General features: G+C 31.2%; 11 protein-coding genes. 7 read left to right on the top strand and 4 right to left on the bottom strand.

The features are described 5' to 3' along the window. The first annotated feature begins 77 nt into the window (after nucleotides 1-77). Entirely contained in the window at nucleotides 78-461 is a 384-nt protein-coding gene (locus KQA_RS0214655) for a VOC family protein (RefSeq protein WP_010182202.1), read from the top strand. A gap of 18 nt (nucleotides 462-479) precedes the next feature. On the opposite strand, the gene KQA_RS0214650 is transcribed toward KQA_RS0214655, so the two are convergent. Beyond that, nucleotides 480-1334 carry a phosphatase PAP2 family protein gene (locus tag KQA_RS0214650; RefSeq protein WP_010182201.1) on the bottom strand — a complete coding sequence of 285 codons (855 nt, stop codon included), beginning with the start codon at nucleotides 1332-1334 and terminating at the stop codon, nucleotides 480-482. Nucleotides 1335-1518: 184 nt separating this feature from the next. Beyond that, complete coding sequence (locus KQA_RS19035) at nucleotides 1519-4062, bottom strand: PQQ-dependent sugar dehydrogenase (protein ID WP_010182200.1); 2544 nt, start codon at nucleotides 4060-4062, stop codon at nucleotides 1519-1521. Between the two features lie 319 nt (nucleotides 4063-4381). Between KQA_RS19035 and KQA_RS0214640 the strand changes: the two genes are divergently transcribed. Further along, nucleotides 4382-5278 carry a M57 family metalloprotease gene (locus tag KQA_RS0214640; protein WP_010182199.1) on the top strand — a complete coding sequence of 299 codons (897 nt, stop codon included), beginning with the start codon at nucleotides 4382-4384 and terminating at the stop codon, nucleotides 5276-5278. Between the two features lie 78 nt (nucleotides 5279-5356). Here the strand turns inward: KQA_RS0214640 and KQA_RS0214635 are convergent, their stop codons facing one another. Further along, on the bottom strand, nucleotides 5357-6703 hold the full coding sequence (locus tag KQA_RS0214635) for a sensor histidine kinase (protein WP_010182197.1): 1347 nt from the start codon (nucleotides 6701-6703) through the stop codon (nucleotides 5357-5359). Further along, on the bottom strand, nucleotides 6693-8042 hold the full coding sequence (locus KQA_RS0214630) for a sigma-54-dependent transcriptional regulator (RefSeq protein WP_010182196.1): 1350 nt from the start codon (nucleotides 8040-8042) through the stop codon (nucleotides 6693-6695). Before KQA_RS0214630 ends, KQA_RS0214635 begins: the two co-directional genes overlap by 11 nt. A 431-nt stretch (nucleotides 8043-8473) precedes the next feature. On the opposite strand from KQA_RS0214630, the gene KQA_RS0214625 reads away from it, so the two are divergent. From KQA_RS0214625 to KQA_RS0214605, 5 genes are all read left to right on the top strand, one after another. Then, the gene (locus KQA_RS0214625) at nucleotides 8474-9820 is read left to right on the top strand and encodes a TolC family protein (protein WP_010182195.1); all 1347 of its coding nucleotides are present in this window, start codon (nucleotides 8474-8476) and stop codon (nucleotides 9818-9820) included. Nucleotides 9821-9875: 55 nt separating this feature from the next. Further along, nucleotides 9876-11126 carry an efflux RND transporter periplasmic adaptor subunit gene (locus KQA_RS0214620; RefSeq protein WP_010182194.1) on the top strand — a complete coding sequence of 417 codons (1251 nt, stop codon included), beginning with the start codon at nucleotides 9876-9878 and terminating at the stop codon, nucleotides 11124-11126. A gap of 380 nt (nucleotides 11127-11506) precedes the next feature. Continuing rightward, nucleotides 11507-12190 carry an ABC transporter ATP-binding protein gene (locus KQA_RS0214615; protein ID WP_010182193.1) on the top strand — a complete coding sequence of 228 codons (684 nt, stop codon included), beginning with the start codon at nucleotides 11507-11509 and terminating at the stop codon, nucleotides 12188-12190. Nucleotides 12191-12206: 16 nt separating this feature from the next. Further along, entirely contained in the window at nucleotides 12207-14603 is a 2397-nt protein-coding gene (locus tag KQA_RS0214610) for an ABC transporter permease (protein ID WP_010182192.1), read from the top strand. Nucleotides 14604-14605: 2 nt separating this feature from the next. Beyond that, the gene (locus KQA_RS0214605) at nucleotides 14606-17005 is read left to right on the top strand and encodes an ABC transporter permease (protein ID WP_010182191.1); all 2400 of its coding nucleotides are present in this window, start codon (nucleotides 14606-14608) and stop codon (nucleotides 17003-17005) included. Nucleotides 17006-17029 lie beyond the last annotated feature (24 nt).

Here is a 17029-nt window from a genome sequence, read left to right as displayed (position 1 = left end):
TAGCAATCACCATTATATTAATGCTTTTATGCGAAAATATTAAATTAAAATCGTATAATTAATATTTCATTTTAAGTATGAATTTAAATCAAGTTACAGTACCATCTCTAGATGTAGAAAAAGCGATTTCATTTTATCAAAAATTGGGATTAAAATTAATTGTACATTCTGCTACTAATTATGCCCGATTTGAATGTCCTAATGGAAATTCAACTTTTTCAATACATAAGGTCGAAAAATTACCCCATGGACATGGAATATATGTTTATTTTGAATGTGAAGATTTAGATAATATTGTTGGAAAACTAAAAAAAGAGGGTATTCAATTTGAAGAATTTCCAAATGATAAAACATGGTTATGGAGGGAAGCTAGATTAAAAGACCTTGATGGAAATCAATTAATTTTATTTTATGGGGGTGAAAATAGATTAAATCCTCCATGGAGAATTATAGAGGATTAAAATTGTTAGAAGGTTATTTTAAAAATTATAAGTAACACCAATTCCTCCAGCTCCGAAGCTTAAACCTAGTGAGTCTTTTTTACCATTAGTATTACTATTATATTTCTTGTCATATTTTCGGTTTAGGTAAATATCTATAGCTTCAACCATAAAATAACTCATTGCCCAGCTTAAAAAAACATCAGAGGCCCAATGTGCGTCTTCATAAATACGAGTAATACCAGGTACAAGTCCTATGGCGTAAATACCAGATTTTACCCATGGATTCTTAAATTGTTTAGCAATTACGTGTGCATTTGTAAAAGTAAGTACGGCATGTCCAGAAGGGAAGGAGCGGTAAGTTACTTCTCCTCCAAAAGGTTTAAAATGATTACTCCCTAGGTTACCTATAGGTCTTGCTCTTCCTGTAACGGATTTGGCAACTTGTTGCGCAAAACCAGTGGCGGCGGCAGAAGAAATTAGCAAAACACCAGTTCTACGAAGTTTTTCATTTTTAGTAAAAAGCCCCGTTAGGTATACACCACTAGTTAATGCAAAGTTATTTTGAGGACTTCCTGAATACCAACCATAATCTAGAACTAGCTGGGGGACTTTATTTCTGTGTCCTCTCAATTCTTGTCTAATCTCATCATCAACTGTATGCAATAATAAGGTTGAGCCAGCAACTCCTCCAAATATTAAAAAATCTTTCTTTTGCCAATGTAAAGGTCTAGTATAAGCAAATCCACCACCAGCAAAAACATTTCCCATATCATAAGTAAAATCTTGCCAAAGATTTGGGTTACTTACTTTACGGTTACTTTGAGCGTGTCCAGAAAATAAAGAATAAAATAAAAAGAGAATACTAAAAAAAGTAAGTTTTGATAATTTCATATTTAAAATGAATATATTTTTCCTTTAAAGAATTTATTTAATCTGCAAAAATAAGCTATTCATTTATGTACGCCAATATGTTAAGCAACTAAGTTTGGTTAAACTTTTTAAGTTAAGCATATCTATTATTGCTATGCTTAACTTAAAAAATTAGGTAAGATTTATGGTATCTAAATTAATATGTTTACTGCTTAATTATTTTTAATGTCTTGTCATTATTCAAAATAAGAAAGTATAAGCCTGATGGATATGTACCTAAATTTATAGTTTTGCTATAACCTGCAGTTAAAAATTTACCGATACTATCATATAATTTCCATGGAGCAGCTTCCTTTATAGAGATAACTTTATTAATAGGATTTTTTACAATAAACGTTTTTTCAATTGAAGTATTTATATCATTAAGACTTAATACGGAGTCGCTACTCCATGTAGCCGTATTATTGGCATTATTATTTCCAGCAACTGAAAAATTTCCTGCAGTATATATTTTTCCAATGCTATTTTTATCAAGGGCTATACTATTCACTTTATTGTTAACTCCAACATTATTACCTTGACCTAAGCTTTGCCAACCATTAGCGCTGTTCCATTTTGCTATTCCATTAACAATAAAATTATTCTTGGTAAATGCCGCCAATCTAAAAGCTCCTCCTACATATAAATCACTACCATCGTATTTTAAACTTTTAACTAGATTATCAACACCACTATCTAGCGCATTCCAGGTATTGTTAGCTTTGTTCCAACGTGTTAATCGATTAACTGTTTGTCCACCTGCAATAGCAAAATTACCTCCAGCAAACACATCAGTAGTTGTTACTTCAATTGCCTCAACAAAACCACTTGTACCTGTACCAAGATTACTCCATTTTTTAGTAGTATCGTTCCAAACAGCAATTCTGTTAGCCGATACCCCTCCAGCTACATCAAAATTACCACCTACATATATATTATTAGTTACTGGGTCTGTAGCTAATGATCTAATTTCATTATTGGTGCCAGACTCATTAGTCGTATTGTCGGTTAGGATATTCCAAGTACTACCGTCCCATTTTGCTATGTTTTGAGCTAAATTACCAGATACATTTTCAAAAACACCCCCAACATAAATTTGGTTAGTTGCATCAATAGTTATAGCTTGAATTATTCCTTCAATTTCATTTCCATTACCTAAAGTTTTCCATTCAATTCCATCCCAAACAGCTATAGCATTAGCAGGTAAACCGTTTATATCGGTAAAAGTACCAGCTACATATACTAAGCCATTACTATCTACTTTTATATCGTTAATTGTTCCATTTGCACCAGTACCAAAAGTTTTCCAACCAGTATTTTCATTATAAACAGCTAAATTATTCGCAGTAATATTTCCTGCCAATGTAAAATTTCCTCCATGGAAAATATCTCCATTAGAAGTTTCTACTATAGTGTTTACTTCTCCATTAGGTATTCCATTACCTAAATTAGACCAATCTCCTTCGCCGCTTAATTGATTTCCAATAGGAGCAGCGGCACCATCAACTAGTTGAAATAGCTGAGCTTCATTTCCATAACTAGAAAAGTATAGCTCTCCATTTTTGTCTACTCCAAATGAAGAAATGAATTGACCATTAGTTTTAAATAAAAGCGTTTTAGTAGCTCTATTAATTGAAGGGTCATAATCCATTGCCCAAACACGACCACTTACATAATCACCAAAAATATATTTTGAATTAATATCTGGTGTAGTACTTTTTATTTGTGTTCCTCTATACACGTATCCACCAGTAATAGAAACATCACCATTCAAATGGTCATAAAATAGTACAGGGTCTTCTTTTACTGATCCATTAAGTGGCGTATTATTAGCAAAGTCTTGAGCTTCGAAACGATTCCAACCATAATTTTTTCCATTTTGAATTAAGTTAATTTCTTCAAATGCAGATTGCCCCACATCGGCTCCCCATAAGCGACCTGTAGGTGCGTCGAATGAAAATTTCCATGTATTTCGTATTCCGTAAACATAAATTTCATCTAATCCATTAGAGTTTGCAAAAGGATTATCAGCAGGGATTTCATATCTGCCATTTGGTAAAGCACTATTTGTTTCAATAGCATTATTTCCATCCATATCAACATCAATACGACATATGCTGCCAAATACATTATTTATATTTTGAGCATTACGCTGAGGGTCATTTCCACCACCACCATCACCTATGGAGATATATAAGTATCCATCTGGGCCAAAGGCTATTTTTCCACCATTATGATTGCTATTACTTTGATTTTTATCAAATTGAAAAATAATAAATTCACTATTGGGATCGGCTAAATTTGGATTACTATTCGAAACCGTAAATCGAGATACGACCATGCGAGGGTTTCGGCCTTGGGCAGCGTCTGTGTAATAAATATAAAAGTAACCGTTATTTTTATAGTTAGGGTGAAATGCAAGACCTAATAAGCCTAATTCAAGACCAGAACGGAAAAAAATATCAGAACTTAAATCTATAAAAGTGCTAACTTCATTAGGCTGTAAACTTTTTTTTCTAGGAAACACTTTAATTTTTCCTGATTGCTCAACAACAAATAAGCGATCTGTACCATCACCAGGGTTAGCAATTTCCACAGGGAAATTAAAGCTAACATTTGGAAAAGCAGGTTCAAAGGTGATCTGTGCTTTTAATGTAGTAAATGAGCAAATTATTCCAACATAAATCAGATGATATAAAAATGTTTTCATGAGTTTGTTTTTAATAAAGAACGCTCATAATAAGTGAGTAGTATTTAAACAATAATAATATTACAAAGATAGGTCTATAGGTATTTATTAAGCTGTACGAAAACACCGAAAACCAATTTTTAAATTGTTTTATGTTGTAATTTTGAAATAATTTTAAAATTTTATGATTTCTTTATTACATTTTTTTTTAAATATTTAGTATCAAAATAGGTGTTATTTTTTTGATTATACAATCATAACAGTTTTTTAATCCTACTAATTATTAAATTAAAATTATTAATTGAAATTTTGAAATAATTAATACTAACACATCATCATTATGAAAAAATTAAAATCAATCACAATTGGGACAATAGCAATGGCATTATTATGTATGTCATGTCAAAGCGACGAAAAAGAGACGCTTAATGCGAGTGAAAAAGATGAAACAGCAAGATTGTCAAATAGTATGGTGACAAAATTATGGAATTTGTCATTAAACCCTAATTATGCTGAGCGATACTCATTTGAAACACCTGAAGGAAAAGTTTCTGAAGGTTGGAAAATAGAAGATGTATTTATTACCGATGCTCAACTTGAGAGTAATAGTGCTAATGTACAAGTACAAGAAAATCCAGATAATGGGAAACTATACCGAGTTTTTAATAGAGTGAATGTACCCAATCAAGGTCAACGAACTTTGAGAATACGAGGGATTAGTCTACTTCCAAATATTCAAGAAGGTCTTCGAAGAGCTATAGCAAATTATAATAATGCAGGTTTAAAAATTAAATTTCAAGTTACTTTTGGAAATGGATTTACTAATGAGGACATTATATTATATCAGATTGAGAATAATAGTCTTTCAGCTATAGCTACCAGTCCAGCAAACGGAAACCCTGGTCGATGGATGGAAATATCTAACGGGTCTAACAGGTTTAATATTAATAGAATTGAGGCTTTATTAACTCATGAGCTTGGTCATAGTTTAGGACTTAGACATTCTGACTTTGGAGGGATTAATTCGTGTATTGAAGCCGGTGTAGTTGGAGGTCCTTTTGATCAAGGTTTGAGAGATCCTGCTCCAGCAAATACTTTTTCAGTACATATCCCTGGTACAGATTCTAATTTTGATTCTCCTGTGCGTTCTGTAATGATGGCTTGTAGTAAAGATTTAAATCCACCAATTAAAGAGCTAACCCCCGAAGATTTAATTGCTTTGAGGTGGTTGTTTTAACTGAAATTGTCTTTTTAAGATTTATAAAAAATGGGTTGATATTAGAAATCAACCCATTTTTTGTTTTAATATTTTGTATTACAAAATAATACTGAAAACAGTACCCATAGCCTTAGTTGATTGTACTTTTAAATTTCCTCCATGTAATTGTATAATTTGTTTGGAAATACTTAGTCCAACACCGGTACCATTTGTTTTTGTAGTGTAAAATGGAATAAATATACGTTCCATTTCTTCGGAGGTAATACCAATACCATTGTCTTTTACTACTATCATTTTTTGAGAATCTTCAGTTACTTTAGCAATTAGTTCAATTTTAGGATCTGTTATTTCGTTTAATGATTGTATAGCGTTTTTGACTAAGTTTATTAATACTTGAGTAAATTGTTGTTCATCAACATACAAATCTAGATTAGGAGGAGTTGATATTTTGAAGTTGATATTTTTATGAATTAATTGCTTTTCAAATAGTAATTCAAGTTTTTCAAATAGTGTAGTTGTATTAACGAGTTTTTTTTCGGGTTTAGGAACATTTAAAAAGCTTCGGTATGATTGCACAAATCGGATAAGATCATCTCCTTGGCTTTTTATAATTTGTAAGCCTTTATCCATGATATCTGTAGTTTCAGTGTCTATTATGGTTACATCAGTGGTATTTTTATTATTTTGATGATGTTTTAAAAGGGACTCCGATATTGATGTAATTGGAGCAATACTATTCATCATTTCATGGGTTAGGACTCGTATTAATTTTATCCATGAGTCCGTTTCTTTTGTATCTAATTCGGAGTTAATATCTTGAAGTGTGATTAGTTTTAATTGATTTCCATTTAATTGTATGGTAGTTGCTTTTATTGCTAATTGAATACTTTCTCTTTCATTATTTATTTGAATTAATTTTCGATTAAAATTTAATGTATTTAAAAGTAATTCATAAAGATCAGCACTGATTTTATTAAGTTGTTTTACATGAGTTAAGGGGCTGTGATTTAACAATTTTTCTGCTCTAGGGTTAGCAAATAAAATATGCCCTTTCGTATTTATTGTTAGTACACCAATTTCAGCCTGTTTTATAAGTTCTTGATAATATCTTTCTTGAGTTTGATTATGTAAATGTGTACTTTGGAATTTGTTATTCAGTTTGTTTAAATTAATGTTTAATTCCTTTAAGGAAGTTAAGCTTTGGTTTTCTGAAAAACTTAATGTAAAATCTTCATTAAGTAAAGCCTTGAAAAAATAGGCAATTTTTAGGTTTGTTGTATTAAAAAAACGAATAAGAAGACTTGCTTGGATTACAATAAAAATTCCAATGAGTATAAGTACGAAATAATTTTTTTCATTAAAATAATACCCCATTGCTAAAGCACATATGCATATGAGGCTTACCCTAACAATAAGTATGTAATAGAAGTTTTTACTTATCATTATGCGCTTTTTTAAGTTTATTATATAGCGTTTGTCTTGTAATACCTAATTGACTTGCAGCTGCACTATAGTTTCCATCGTGTTCATGTAACGCTTTTTCAATCATAATTAATTCCATTTCGTCCAATCGAATTGGATTTTGAGCAGAAAAAGTATTGTTTTGATGTAAATTAAAATCATTAGCGTTTAGCGTAGTGCCTGAATTTAAAATGACAGCCCGTTCCATACAATGTTTAAGTTCGCGAATATTTCCAGGCCAAGCGTATTGAAGTAATTTGTTTTTGGTATTAACATGAAGTGAAACGTCTTTTTTTTGATATTTTTCTGTAAAACTTTTTAAATAAAAATCAGCAATCTGAACAATATCTCTTTCCCTGTGTCTAAGTGCAGGGACTTCAACGTGAATCGTATTAATTCTATAAAGTAAATCCTCTCTAAAAGTTCCAGCGCGTACGCATTGTTCTAAATTGCTATTGGTAGCGCAAACTAACCGAATATCAATAGGGATTTCTTTGTTTGAGCCTACACGTACAATACTTCGATTTTGAATTGCAGATAATAATTTAGCTTGCATTGGGAGTGATAAATTTCCAATTTCATCTAAAAATAAGGTGCCTCCATGAGCGGCTTCAAATTTACCGATACGGTCTTCCTTGGCATCAGTAAAAGAGCCTTTTACGTGTCCAAATAATTCACTTTCAAATAAGTTTTCGGAAATTGAACCCATATCAACATTTACAAATACAGCATTATTTCTTTGCGAATTATAATGTAACTCACGTGCAAATAATTCTTTTCCGGTACCATTTTCACCAGTTATAAGTACGTTTACATCGGTTTTGGCTACTTTTTCAATAATTAGTAATACTTGTTGTAATGCTTTAGAATCCCCAATAATGTTAGGTCTATTAGTAAGCAAAGTATTTGTGGATTGCTTAGGTAATTTGGCTTGTGATTTTTTTAATAAATAAGCTGCTTTTAAAGTAGAAATTAGGTGTTCATTTTTCCAAGGTTTAAGTACGAAATCTGTGGCTCCGTTTTTAATAGCTTTTACTGCTAAATCAATAGCTCCATAAGCAGTAATCATAATCACTTGTGCTTTTGGAGCTATTTTTTTTATTTCGGTAAGCCAAAAAATTCCTTCGTTTCCAGACTTAACCGAGGCAGAAAAATTCATGTCCAGTAAAATAAGATCAAAAGAGTCTAATTGGGCATAGGTTTTAATTTGATTAGGGTCCGTTAATGTTTTTACAGTTTTGTATTCGCTCGAAAGTAAAATTTCTAAAGCGCTTAGTACATTAGGACTATCATCTATAATAAGTACTTTTCCGTGTAGCATAACTTAGTTGGTTACAGGTAAATCTACAAATCTACTCATGAAAAAATAACAATACTGTCTATTTTTTTTACAGTATTTATAAGAGCCTTAATGGAATACTTATTTTTAAATACCTCATTAAAATTTTAGTCTATTAATCATTATAGATTTACTAGGGACTCATTTTTATTTTTTAGGAACCCTATGAGTAGCATAAGGATTAATGATGAATACTGGACGAGGATTTTAAGTTGAAAAGTTTAATTAGTTGTCAATAAATTTTACATACAGTTGTCAATAAATTTTACACCTTAAATTAAAAAAAGGGACAAAAAAACTTACGAACCCTTTGTTTACAGGGGTTTTGTTTTTTGGCACGGGCATAGCTAACAATTATACAGATTTGAATTATTTCATATTGAAATCATTTATAAGATGTAAAACAATAGTAGATGTTTAAAAAAGGCGTGTTATTACTAATTATGATTATGGTGTTAAGCAGCGTATATAGTCAAAAATCATACACATTGGAACAATGCATTAGGCAAGCATTGGCAACTAATATTGATATGCAATTAAACAATGTAAATACAAAATTGGTAAAGGAAAGATTAAAACAGCGTTATCGCAATTTATTACCAACTATTGGAGCAGGTACAAATTATAGTATTCGATATGGGCGTTCTGTTGACCCTAATACGAATACAATATCAAATACTGATTTTTTTTCTAATAATTATTCCATTGATGCCTCATTAGTAGTATTTCAGGGTTTTTTAAAACAATATCAAATTAGTGCTGCTAAATGGAATAAGTTGTCTGCTTTAGCAGAAGGGGAACAACAAAAGTTTTCTTTAATTCAGCAGCTACTTCCTGTTTTTTATGAAGTATTGTATACACAAGATTTATTAAAGCTGACAGAAGAAGAATTGGTTATTGCAGAAAAGTTATTTAAAGTAACCAATAAAAAATTTGAATTGGGACAGCAATCTCAAGCAGCCGTTTTTGATGTGGAAGCAGATGTACAAGCGGCACACCTAAATGTAGTTAAAGCAAAAAATGCATTGGAAAAAGTAAGCCTAAACCTTAAGCAATTAATGAATATCGAAAAAACATCTATAACATTCATAAATGATTTTGAAACAAAAGGTATTTCAAACATCGTCACACAGAATGAGAGGAAATCTAGGTATGTAAAAGCAAAAGAAGTATCTCCAATACTGAAACAATTGTCTTTTTCTAAGAATGCTTTTCAAAAACAATTACACGCTAGTCAAAGTGAATTATACCCGTTGGTAAGTGTATTTGGAGGTTATAGTACGGGATATTTTGAAACGAATATTGACCAAGTTACAGGGAATACTATCGGATTTCAAAAACAAATTCAGGATAATGCTTCTCAATATGTTGGAGTTTCATTACAAATTTCGGTGTTTAATCAGTGGAATACACGTTCAAAAATTAAACAACAACGTCTAGATTTAGAACAACGGGAATTAGTTATAAAACAGAATGAACAAGAATTGTATCAATTTATGTTGCAATTAGAGCAAGAAGATAAAGCTTTGAGGAATGAATTCAATTGGAGCACTAAAAAACAAAAAGCTGTAATGCTTTCTTATAAAACTTCCGAAAAAAAATTTCAACATGGTTTAATAGCACTTTTGGATGTATTACAAGTAAAAAACGAATTATTTAAATCAAAAGTTGAAAATATACGAGTGCAACAACAATTGCAAATGAATCAAAAAATGATGGATTTGTATACAGGAAAGTTTACTAAGCTGTATCAATTTTAATAGGAATGTAGAGTCAATTGATTGGTAGTAATATTAATATGTAGTCACAATAATAATGGATATAAAAATTGAAAAAAAGAAAGGAATTCGACCTAAACATGTAATCATTGCAGGGACAGTATTGGCAACATTGTTTTTATGTTGGAAGATTTTTTCTACAGATTATAAACGTACCTATTCCATTCAAAAAGAGCGTTTATCAATTGGAGAAGTTATTCATGGAGAATTTCAGGATTTTATAACAGTAACAGGGCATGTAGCGCCAATTCGAACTATATATATGGACGCCTATGAAGGTGGAAGGGTTAAGGAGAAACGTATTGAAGAAGGAGCTTTTGTAAAAAAAGGAGATGTTATTTTAACATTAGAAAATAGAAATTTATATGAGCAAATTTTAGCAAGTGAAAATAATTTGGCTTTAAAACAAAATGATTTGCGATCCACCAAATTAGCTTATGATAGCAGGGAAATTAATGGAAGAAAAGAATTGATTAGCGCCAAATATGAACTACAAAAAAAGGAGCGAAATTTTAAACAACAACAAGCCTTGTTTGCCGATGGTTTAATAGCAAAAGAACTTTTTTTAGTTGCCCAAGAAGATTATCAAGCCGCCGAAAAAAGGCATAGTTTAGTCACTGAACAAGTGACACAGGATTCGGTTTTAAAAGGAACTTCGTTAAAAGATTTAGATAAAGATTTACAACGAATGAAAAAAACGTTGGGAATGGTCTATGAGCGTTTAGACCATTTAAATGTAAGAGCACCTTTTAATGGGCAATTGGGTTTTTTAGATGCAGAAATTGGACAAAGCATTCAACAAGGGCAGCGTATAGGTCAAATAAATGATTTGTCTAATTTTAAAATAGAAGCTGAAGTTGATGAACATTACATTGAACGTGTTCGACGTGATTTAAATGCAACAATTGAAAGAAAAGATAAAAAATATCCCTTACGTGTACGAAAAGTATATCCAGAGGTAAGGAATGGACGATTTAAAATTGATTTAGTTTTTGAAGGTCAAAAGCCTGAAACCATTAGAGCTGGACAAAATTATACGATGCGTTTGCAATTAGGAGCGTCTAATGCTGCTGTATTAGTACCACGAGGAAGCTTTTTTCAAAGCACTGGGGGGCGTAATATTTTTGTATTGAATGAAAAAGGAACTGAAGCTTATAAAAAGGAAATAAAACTAGGAAGACAGAATTCAAAATATTTTGAAGTATTAGAAGGTTTGTCTCCGGGTGAAAAAACAATTATTTCCAATTATGATGCTTATGAAAGAGTAGAACGAATAGTGTTTAAATGATAAAAGAGGTTAAAGGTAAGGGGTTGAAGGTTGAAGGCTTATATATTGATTATGTTGAATTTATCTAATGATTACTTTAATCTTAATGATTTAGTTTTTAAATGATAAAAAAATGGTTAGAGGTAAAGGATTGAAGATTGTAGGCTTATATATTGATTATGTGAAATTTATCTAATGATTACTTTAATCTTAATGATTTAGTTTTTAAATGATAAAAGAGGTTAAAGGTAAAGGCTTGAAGATTGAAGGCTTATGTATATTGATTAAGAAAAAAAATATCTAATAATTGCTTTAATCTTAGTTAATAAAAACTAAAGTTAACCAACAACCAACAACCAACAACCAACAACTAACAACCAACAACGAAAAACAAAATAAAGATGATACAAATAAAGCAAGTAACAAAAAGTTTTAGAACAGAAGAGGTAGAAACACTAGCCTTAAATAATATTGATTTACATGTAAAGGAAGGTGAATTTGCAGCCATTATGGGACCATCCGGATGTGGAAAATCTACGTTATTAAATATTATTGGTTTATTGGACAGTCCTACCCAAGGAAGTTATCAATTTAACGGAAGCGAAGTTGGTAAAAGTAAAGAAAGTGAACGCACCAAAATTAGGAAAGGAAATATCGGATTTGTGTTTCAAAGTTTTAATCTGATTGATGAATTAACCGTATTTGAAAATGTGGAATTACCCTTAATTTACTTAAAAGTATCTAAAAAAGAACGAAAAGCAAAGGTTGCTGCGGTATTAGAGCGTATGAAAATAGCGCATAGGGATAGTCATTTCCCCAATCAACTTTCTGGCGGACAACAACAGCGTGTTGCTATTGCAAGAGCTGTAATTACTAATCCAAAATTGATTTTAGCGGATGAACCTACAGGAAACTTAGATTCTAAAAATGGAATTGAAGTAATGAATTTGTTAACAGAACTAAATCAAGAAGGAACAACTATAGTAATGGTAACGCATTCTGATCGCGATGCCAATTATGCACATAGAGTGATTAACCTGTTTGATGGACAAATTGTAACAGAAGTGAGTAATCAGTACGCTTAACTAAAAATCTATTACAATGCTATTAACTCAATTTAAAATCGCTTGGCGGAACCTTATTAATAATAAGGGCTATACAATGATGAATATTCTTGGTTTAGCCATAGGAATGTCAGTGGCTATGTTAATAGCCTTGTGGGTGGATGATGAATTTGATTATAACAAAAATTTTAAAAATTATGATAAAATCGCTCAAATCTATCAGTCACAAGGGAATAATTTAGGGAGAGGTACCGGAGAAGCTATACCAAGACCAATAGAAAAAGAATTACGTACAAATTATAATCAGTATTTTAAGTATCTAACAATGTGTTCTTGGTCTAATGAAATAATACTAAATCATGATGATAAGAATATGTATTTTGAAGGTTTTTATATTCAACAAGATGCTCCTGACATGTTTAGTTTAGACATGATAGCAGGGACTAGAAATGGTTTAAAGGATTTACATTCGATACTTATATCATCTTCCGTAGCAGAAAAACTTTTTGGAGACATAAATCCAATTGGAAAAATAATAAAATTTGATTTAGAAAATGAGTTAAAAGTAACTGGGATTTATAAGGATTTCCCATATAAATCAAATTTTCACAAAATAGATTACTTAGCTCCCTGGGATTTATATATAGCTAAAAATGAATGGGTAAGGAGTTCTGAGGATGTGTGGGATAATAATTCCTTTCAATTATTTGTTCAAATAGCCGATAATACGACTTATGAAGCTGTTGAAGATGTGATTAGATGGGTGAAAAAGACAGTTACTAACGATGCGCATGGTTTTAATCCAGAATTGCATGTACACCCAATGCGCAAATGGAAATTGCATGATAATTTTGAAGATGGAAAACAAGTAGGAGGAAGAATAGAATACCTAATTTTATTTGCCTCTATAGGTTTTATAGTGTTGTTATTAGCTTGCATTAATTTTATGAATTTAGCTACCGCTCGTTCCGAAAAACGAGCAAAGGAAGTGGGAGTTAAAAAAACTATTGGAGCCGAGCGTTATCATTTGATATCACAGTTTTATGCTGAATCTTTTGTTGTAGTATGTGTAGCTTTTGTAATTGCTCTTCTTTTGGTTCAGTTAAGCCTTGATGGCTTTAATATACTTTCTAATAAAAAAATGGAACTTCCTTGGTTCGACTTGACTTCATGGGGAATTGCTATGATTATATTAGTATTTACGGCATTAATTTCAGGAAGTTATCCTGCTATTTACCTTTCTCGTTTTAAGCCCATAACTGTATTGAAAAGTACTTTTATAAATAGTAAATTTTCTGGATTGCCTCGTAAAGTATTAGTTGTATTTCAATTTGTACTATCCATTGCACTTATCATAGTAACGGTAGTAATTAATAGGCAGATGGATTTTGTTAAAAGTGGCTCAAAGGGTTATGATATGAACGCCTTAATTGAACTTAATGGCTGGCAAAAACCATTCTATGGAAAATATAAATTGATAAAAGAGTCCTTAATTAATTCTGGAGCAGTAACTGAGGTATCGGCATCTTCAAGTCCGGTGACAGACATTCAGTCTAATCGGTCTTTTTTTGTATGGGACGGAAAGCCAGAAGGCTTCCAAGATGATTTTGCATGGGTGAATGTTTCAGAAGATTATGTAGATGCATTAAAAATGAATATTATCGAAGGAAAAGATTTTCCAAAAAATAAAGATTCAGATAGTATTCACTATATATTAATTAACAAAACAGCTCAAAGCTACATGGGATTAGAAAAGCCCATTGGGAAATTGGTAAGGAATTCCTATGATAAAGATCAGCCTCCAATGGAAATAGTTGGCGTAGTGGAAGATATTGTGATGGGAGACCAAAATATTCCTCCAAAGCAAACAATTTTTCATTTAGACAAAGATAACATAGGCTTTTATCAGTTGCGTTTAAACCCAGTAAATTCCATTAAGCAAAATTTAGCATTAATTGATTCTCAATGGGAAATATTAGGTCCAGATGTACCTTTTGAATACAATTTTGTAGATAATGATTACGCTAAAAAGTTTGATGAAGATGAGCGGATGATCAATCTAGTAGGGATTTTTACACTAATAGCCATATTTATTAGTTGTTTGGGACTGTTTGGTTTGACCTCATTTATTGCAGAGCAACGTACCAAGGAAATTGGTATTCGAAAATCCATAGGTGCTTCCGTATTCCAAATATGGCAGATACTTTCAAAGAATTTTTTATGGTTGGTAGTACTTTCTAGTTTGATCGCAATACCTATTGCCTACACATTAATAGTGCATTGGTTAAGTTATTTTAAAATTAGAGTTCCTATAAGGTCATGGTATTTTTTAATAGGTATTAGTTCGGCATTTGTACTGGCAATACTTACAGTAAGTTACCACGCTATAAAAGCAGCTACGGCAAACCCTATTAAAAGTTTAAAAACAGAATAATCATGTTTACAACACAATTAAAAATCGCTTGGCGTAATATTATAGGAAATAAAGGCTATTCATTAATGAATATTTTAGGATTAGCCTTAGGAATGGGGGTTGCCATGCTTATTGCTCTATGGGTATATGATGAATTTGATCATAATAAGAATTTTAAAAATTATAACAGATTAGCACAGATTTATCAATCTCAAAGCTTTAGTACCGAAAGAGCTACGGGGCCACCAATACCAAGACCCTTAGAAAAGGTATTGCGTGAAAAATACGGGGAGTATTTTAAATATATTTCCATGTCATCCTGGACAGATGAAAGTATTTTAAAATATGGAGAGAATAGTATAAAAATAGAAGGTAATGCAGTACAGCCAGACGCTTCTAAAATGTTCAGTTTAGAAATAGTAGGAGGAGCGTTAAATGGTTTAGAGGATGTAAAATCAATTATGATATCAGCCTCCACAGCAAAAAAGCTTTTTGGAGATAAAAATCCAATAGGTGAAAATATCAACTTTGACTTTAATGATGATTTAAAAGTGACAGGTGTTTACAAGGATTTTTCATATAATTCATCATTTAATGATGTGGACTACTTTATCACTTGGGATTACTATGTTTCTAAGCATACATGGGTAAAAAATTCAGAAAAAGAATGGGGTAATAATTCTTGGCAATTATTTATTCAAATAGCAGATAATACTAGTTTTAAAACGGTTGAAGAGGCTATAAAATGGGCTAAAAAGGAGAATACCGATTACGGAACTATAAACCCAGAATTGCATGTGCTTCCTATGCAAGATTGGAAATTACACAATAATTTTGAAGAAGGAAAACAAGTAGGAGGGCGTATTGAATATGTTTTTTTATTTGCAAGTATAGGGGTAGTGGTATTATTATTGGCTTGTATTAATTTTATGAATGTAGCTACGGCACGTTCAGAAAAAAGAGCAAAAGAGGTTGGAGTTAAAAAAACATTAGGAGCTAATAGAGGCCATTTAATTAATCAATTTTATAGTGAATCATTTATAATTACTTGCATAGCATTTATTTTGGCAGTGTGCATAGCTTTCCTATTTTTAACGCCTTTTAATGAATTATCAGACAAACAAATTACATTCCCTTGGTCAAGTGGAGTAGCTTGGGGATTAGCTTTGATTATTTTATGTTTTACAGCATTGTTGTCAGGGAGTTATCCGGCACTATATCTATCTCAATTTAATCCAACTCAAGTATTAAAAGGGACTTTTGTTAAAAGCAAATTTTCGGGAGGATTGCGAAAAGCATTGGTTGTTTTTCAATTTGTTTTATCTATTTCATTAATCATTATTACTATTATAATTAATAGGCAGATGGATTTTGTAAAAAATCAATCTCGTGGCTATGATATGGATGCCTTAATTGAAATATATGCCTGGTATACTCCTTTTAAAGGTAAATATGAATTAATAAGAGAAAAATTATTAAAATCGGGAGCAGTAACTGCGATATCGGCATCGTCGAGTCCACTGAACGATATACATTCTAACCAATCTTCTTTTGTTTGGGAAGGCAAGCCAGATGGTTTTATTGATGATTTTGCATGGGTTACTATTTCTCATGATTATATAAAAACATTAAAAATAAATGTTGTACAGGGCAGAAATTTTTCCAAAGATTTTGCTTCTGATTCTAATGCAGTATTAATAAACAAGGCAGCTTTGAAATATATGGGATTAGAGGATCCCATAGGTAAATTAATTACAAATAAAGATTTTGAAGGAAACACTTCATTAAAGATTATTGGAGTTGTCGACAATATGGTGATGGGTGACCCTTATACACCAATTAAGCAAACCCTATTTTCAATAAATGAAAATAATGAAGACGGGATAGGATTTTATCAATTAAGATTAAACCCTAAGCATTCCTTAGAATCAAATTTAAAACAGATTAAAAAAATATGGAATAACATAGCTCCTAATTTTCCTTTTGATTATGATTTTGTAGATCAAAATTATGCTGAAAAATTTAAAGAAAATGAACGCTTAGTTGGTCTAATAGGAATTTTTACAAGTTTGGCCATATTTATTAGTTGTTTGGGACTGTTTGGTTTAACCTCATTTATAGCAGAACAACGTACTAAGGAAATTGGTATTAGAAAATCAATTGGAGCTTCTGTTTTTAAAATTTGGCAAATATTATCAAAAGATTTTTTATTGCTTGTTCTTGTAGCCAGTCTACTATCTATCCCTTTAGCTTTTATGTTAGGAACCCATTGGTTAAGTTACTTTAAAATGAGAATACTAATTAATCATTGGTATTTTATCATTGGCATTTTAACAGCGTTTATGCTAGCCATTTTTACGGTTAGTTATCATGCCATAAAAGCAGCAACAGCAAATCCAATTAAAAGTTTAAAAACAGAATAAAATTAATAATAATACAAGTCTAAT

The sequence above is a fragment of the Aquimarina agarilytica ZC1 genome (assembly GCF_000255455.1).
Classification (GTDB): Bacteria; Bacteroidota; Bacteroidia; order Flavobacteriales; family Flavobacteriaceae; genus Aquimarina; species Aquimarina agarilytica.
The sequence above is the reverse complement of the archived record's forward strand: the minus strand, read 5'-3'. Positions and strand labels throughout refer to the sequence as shown.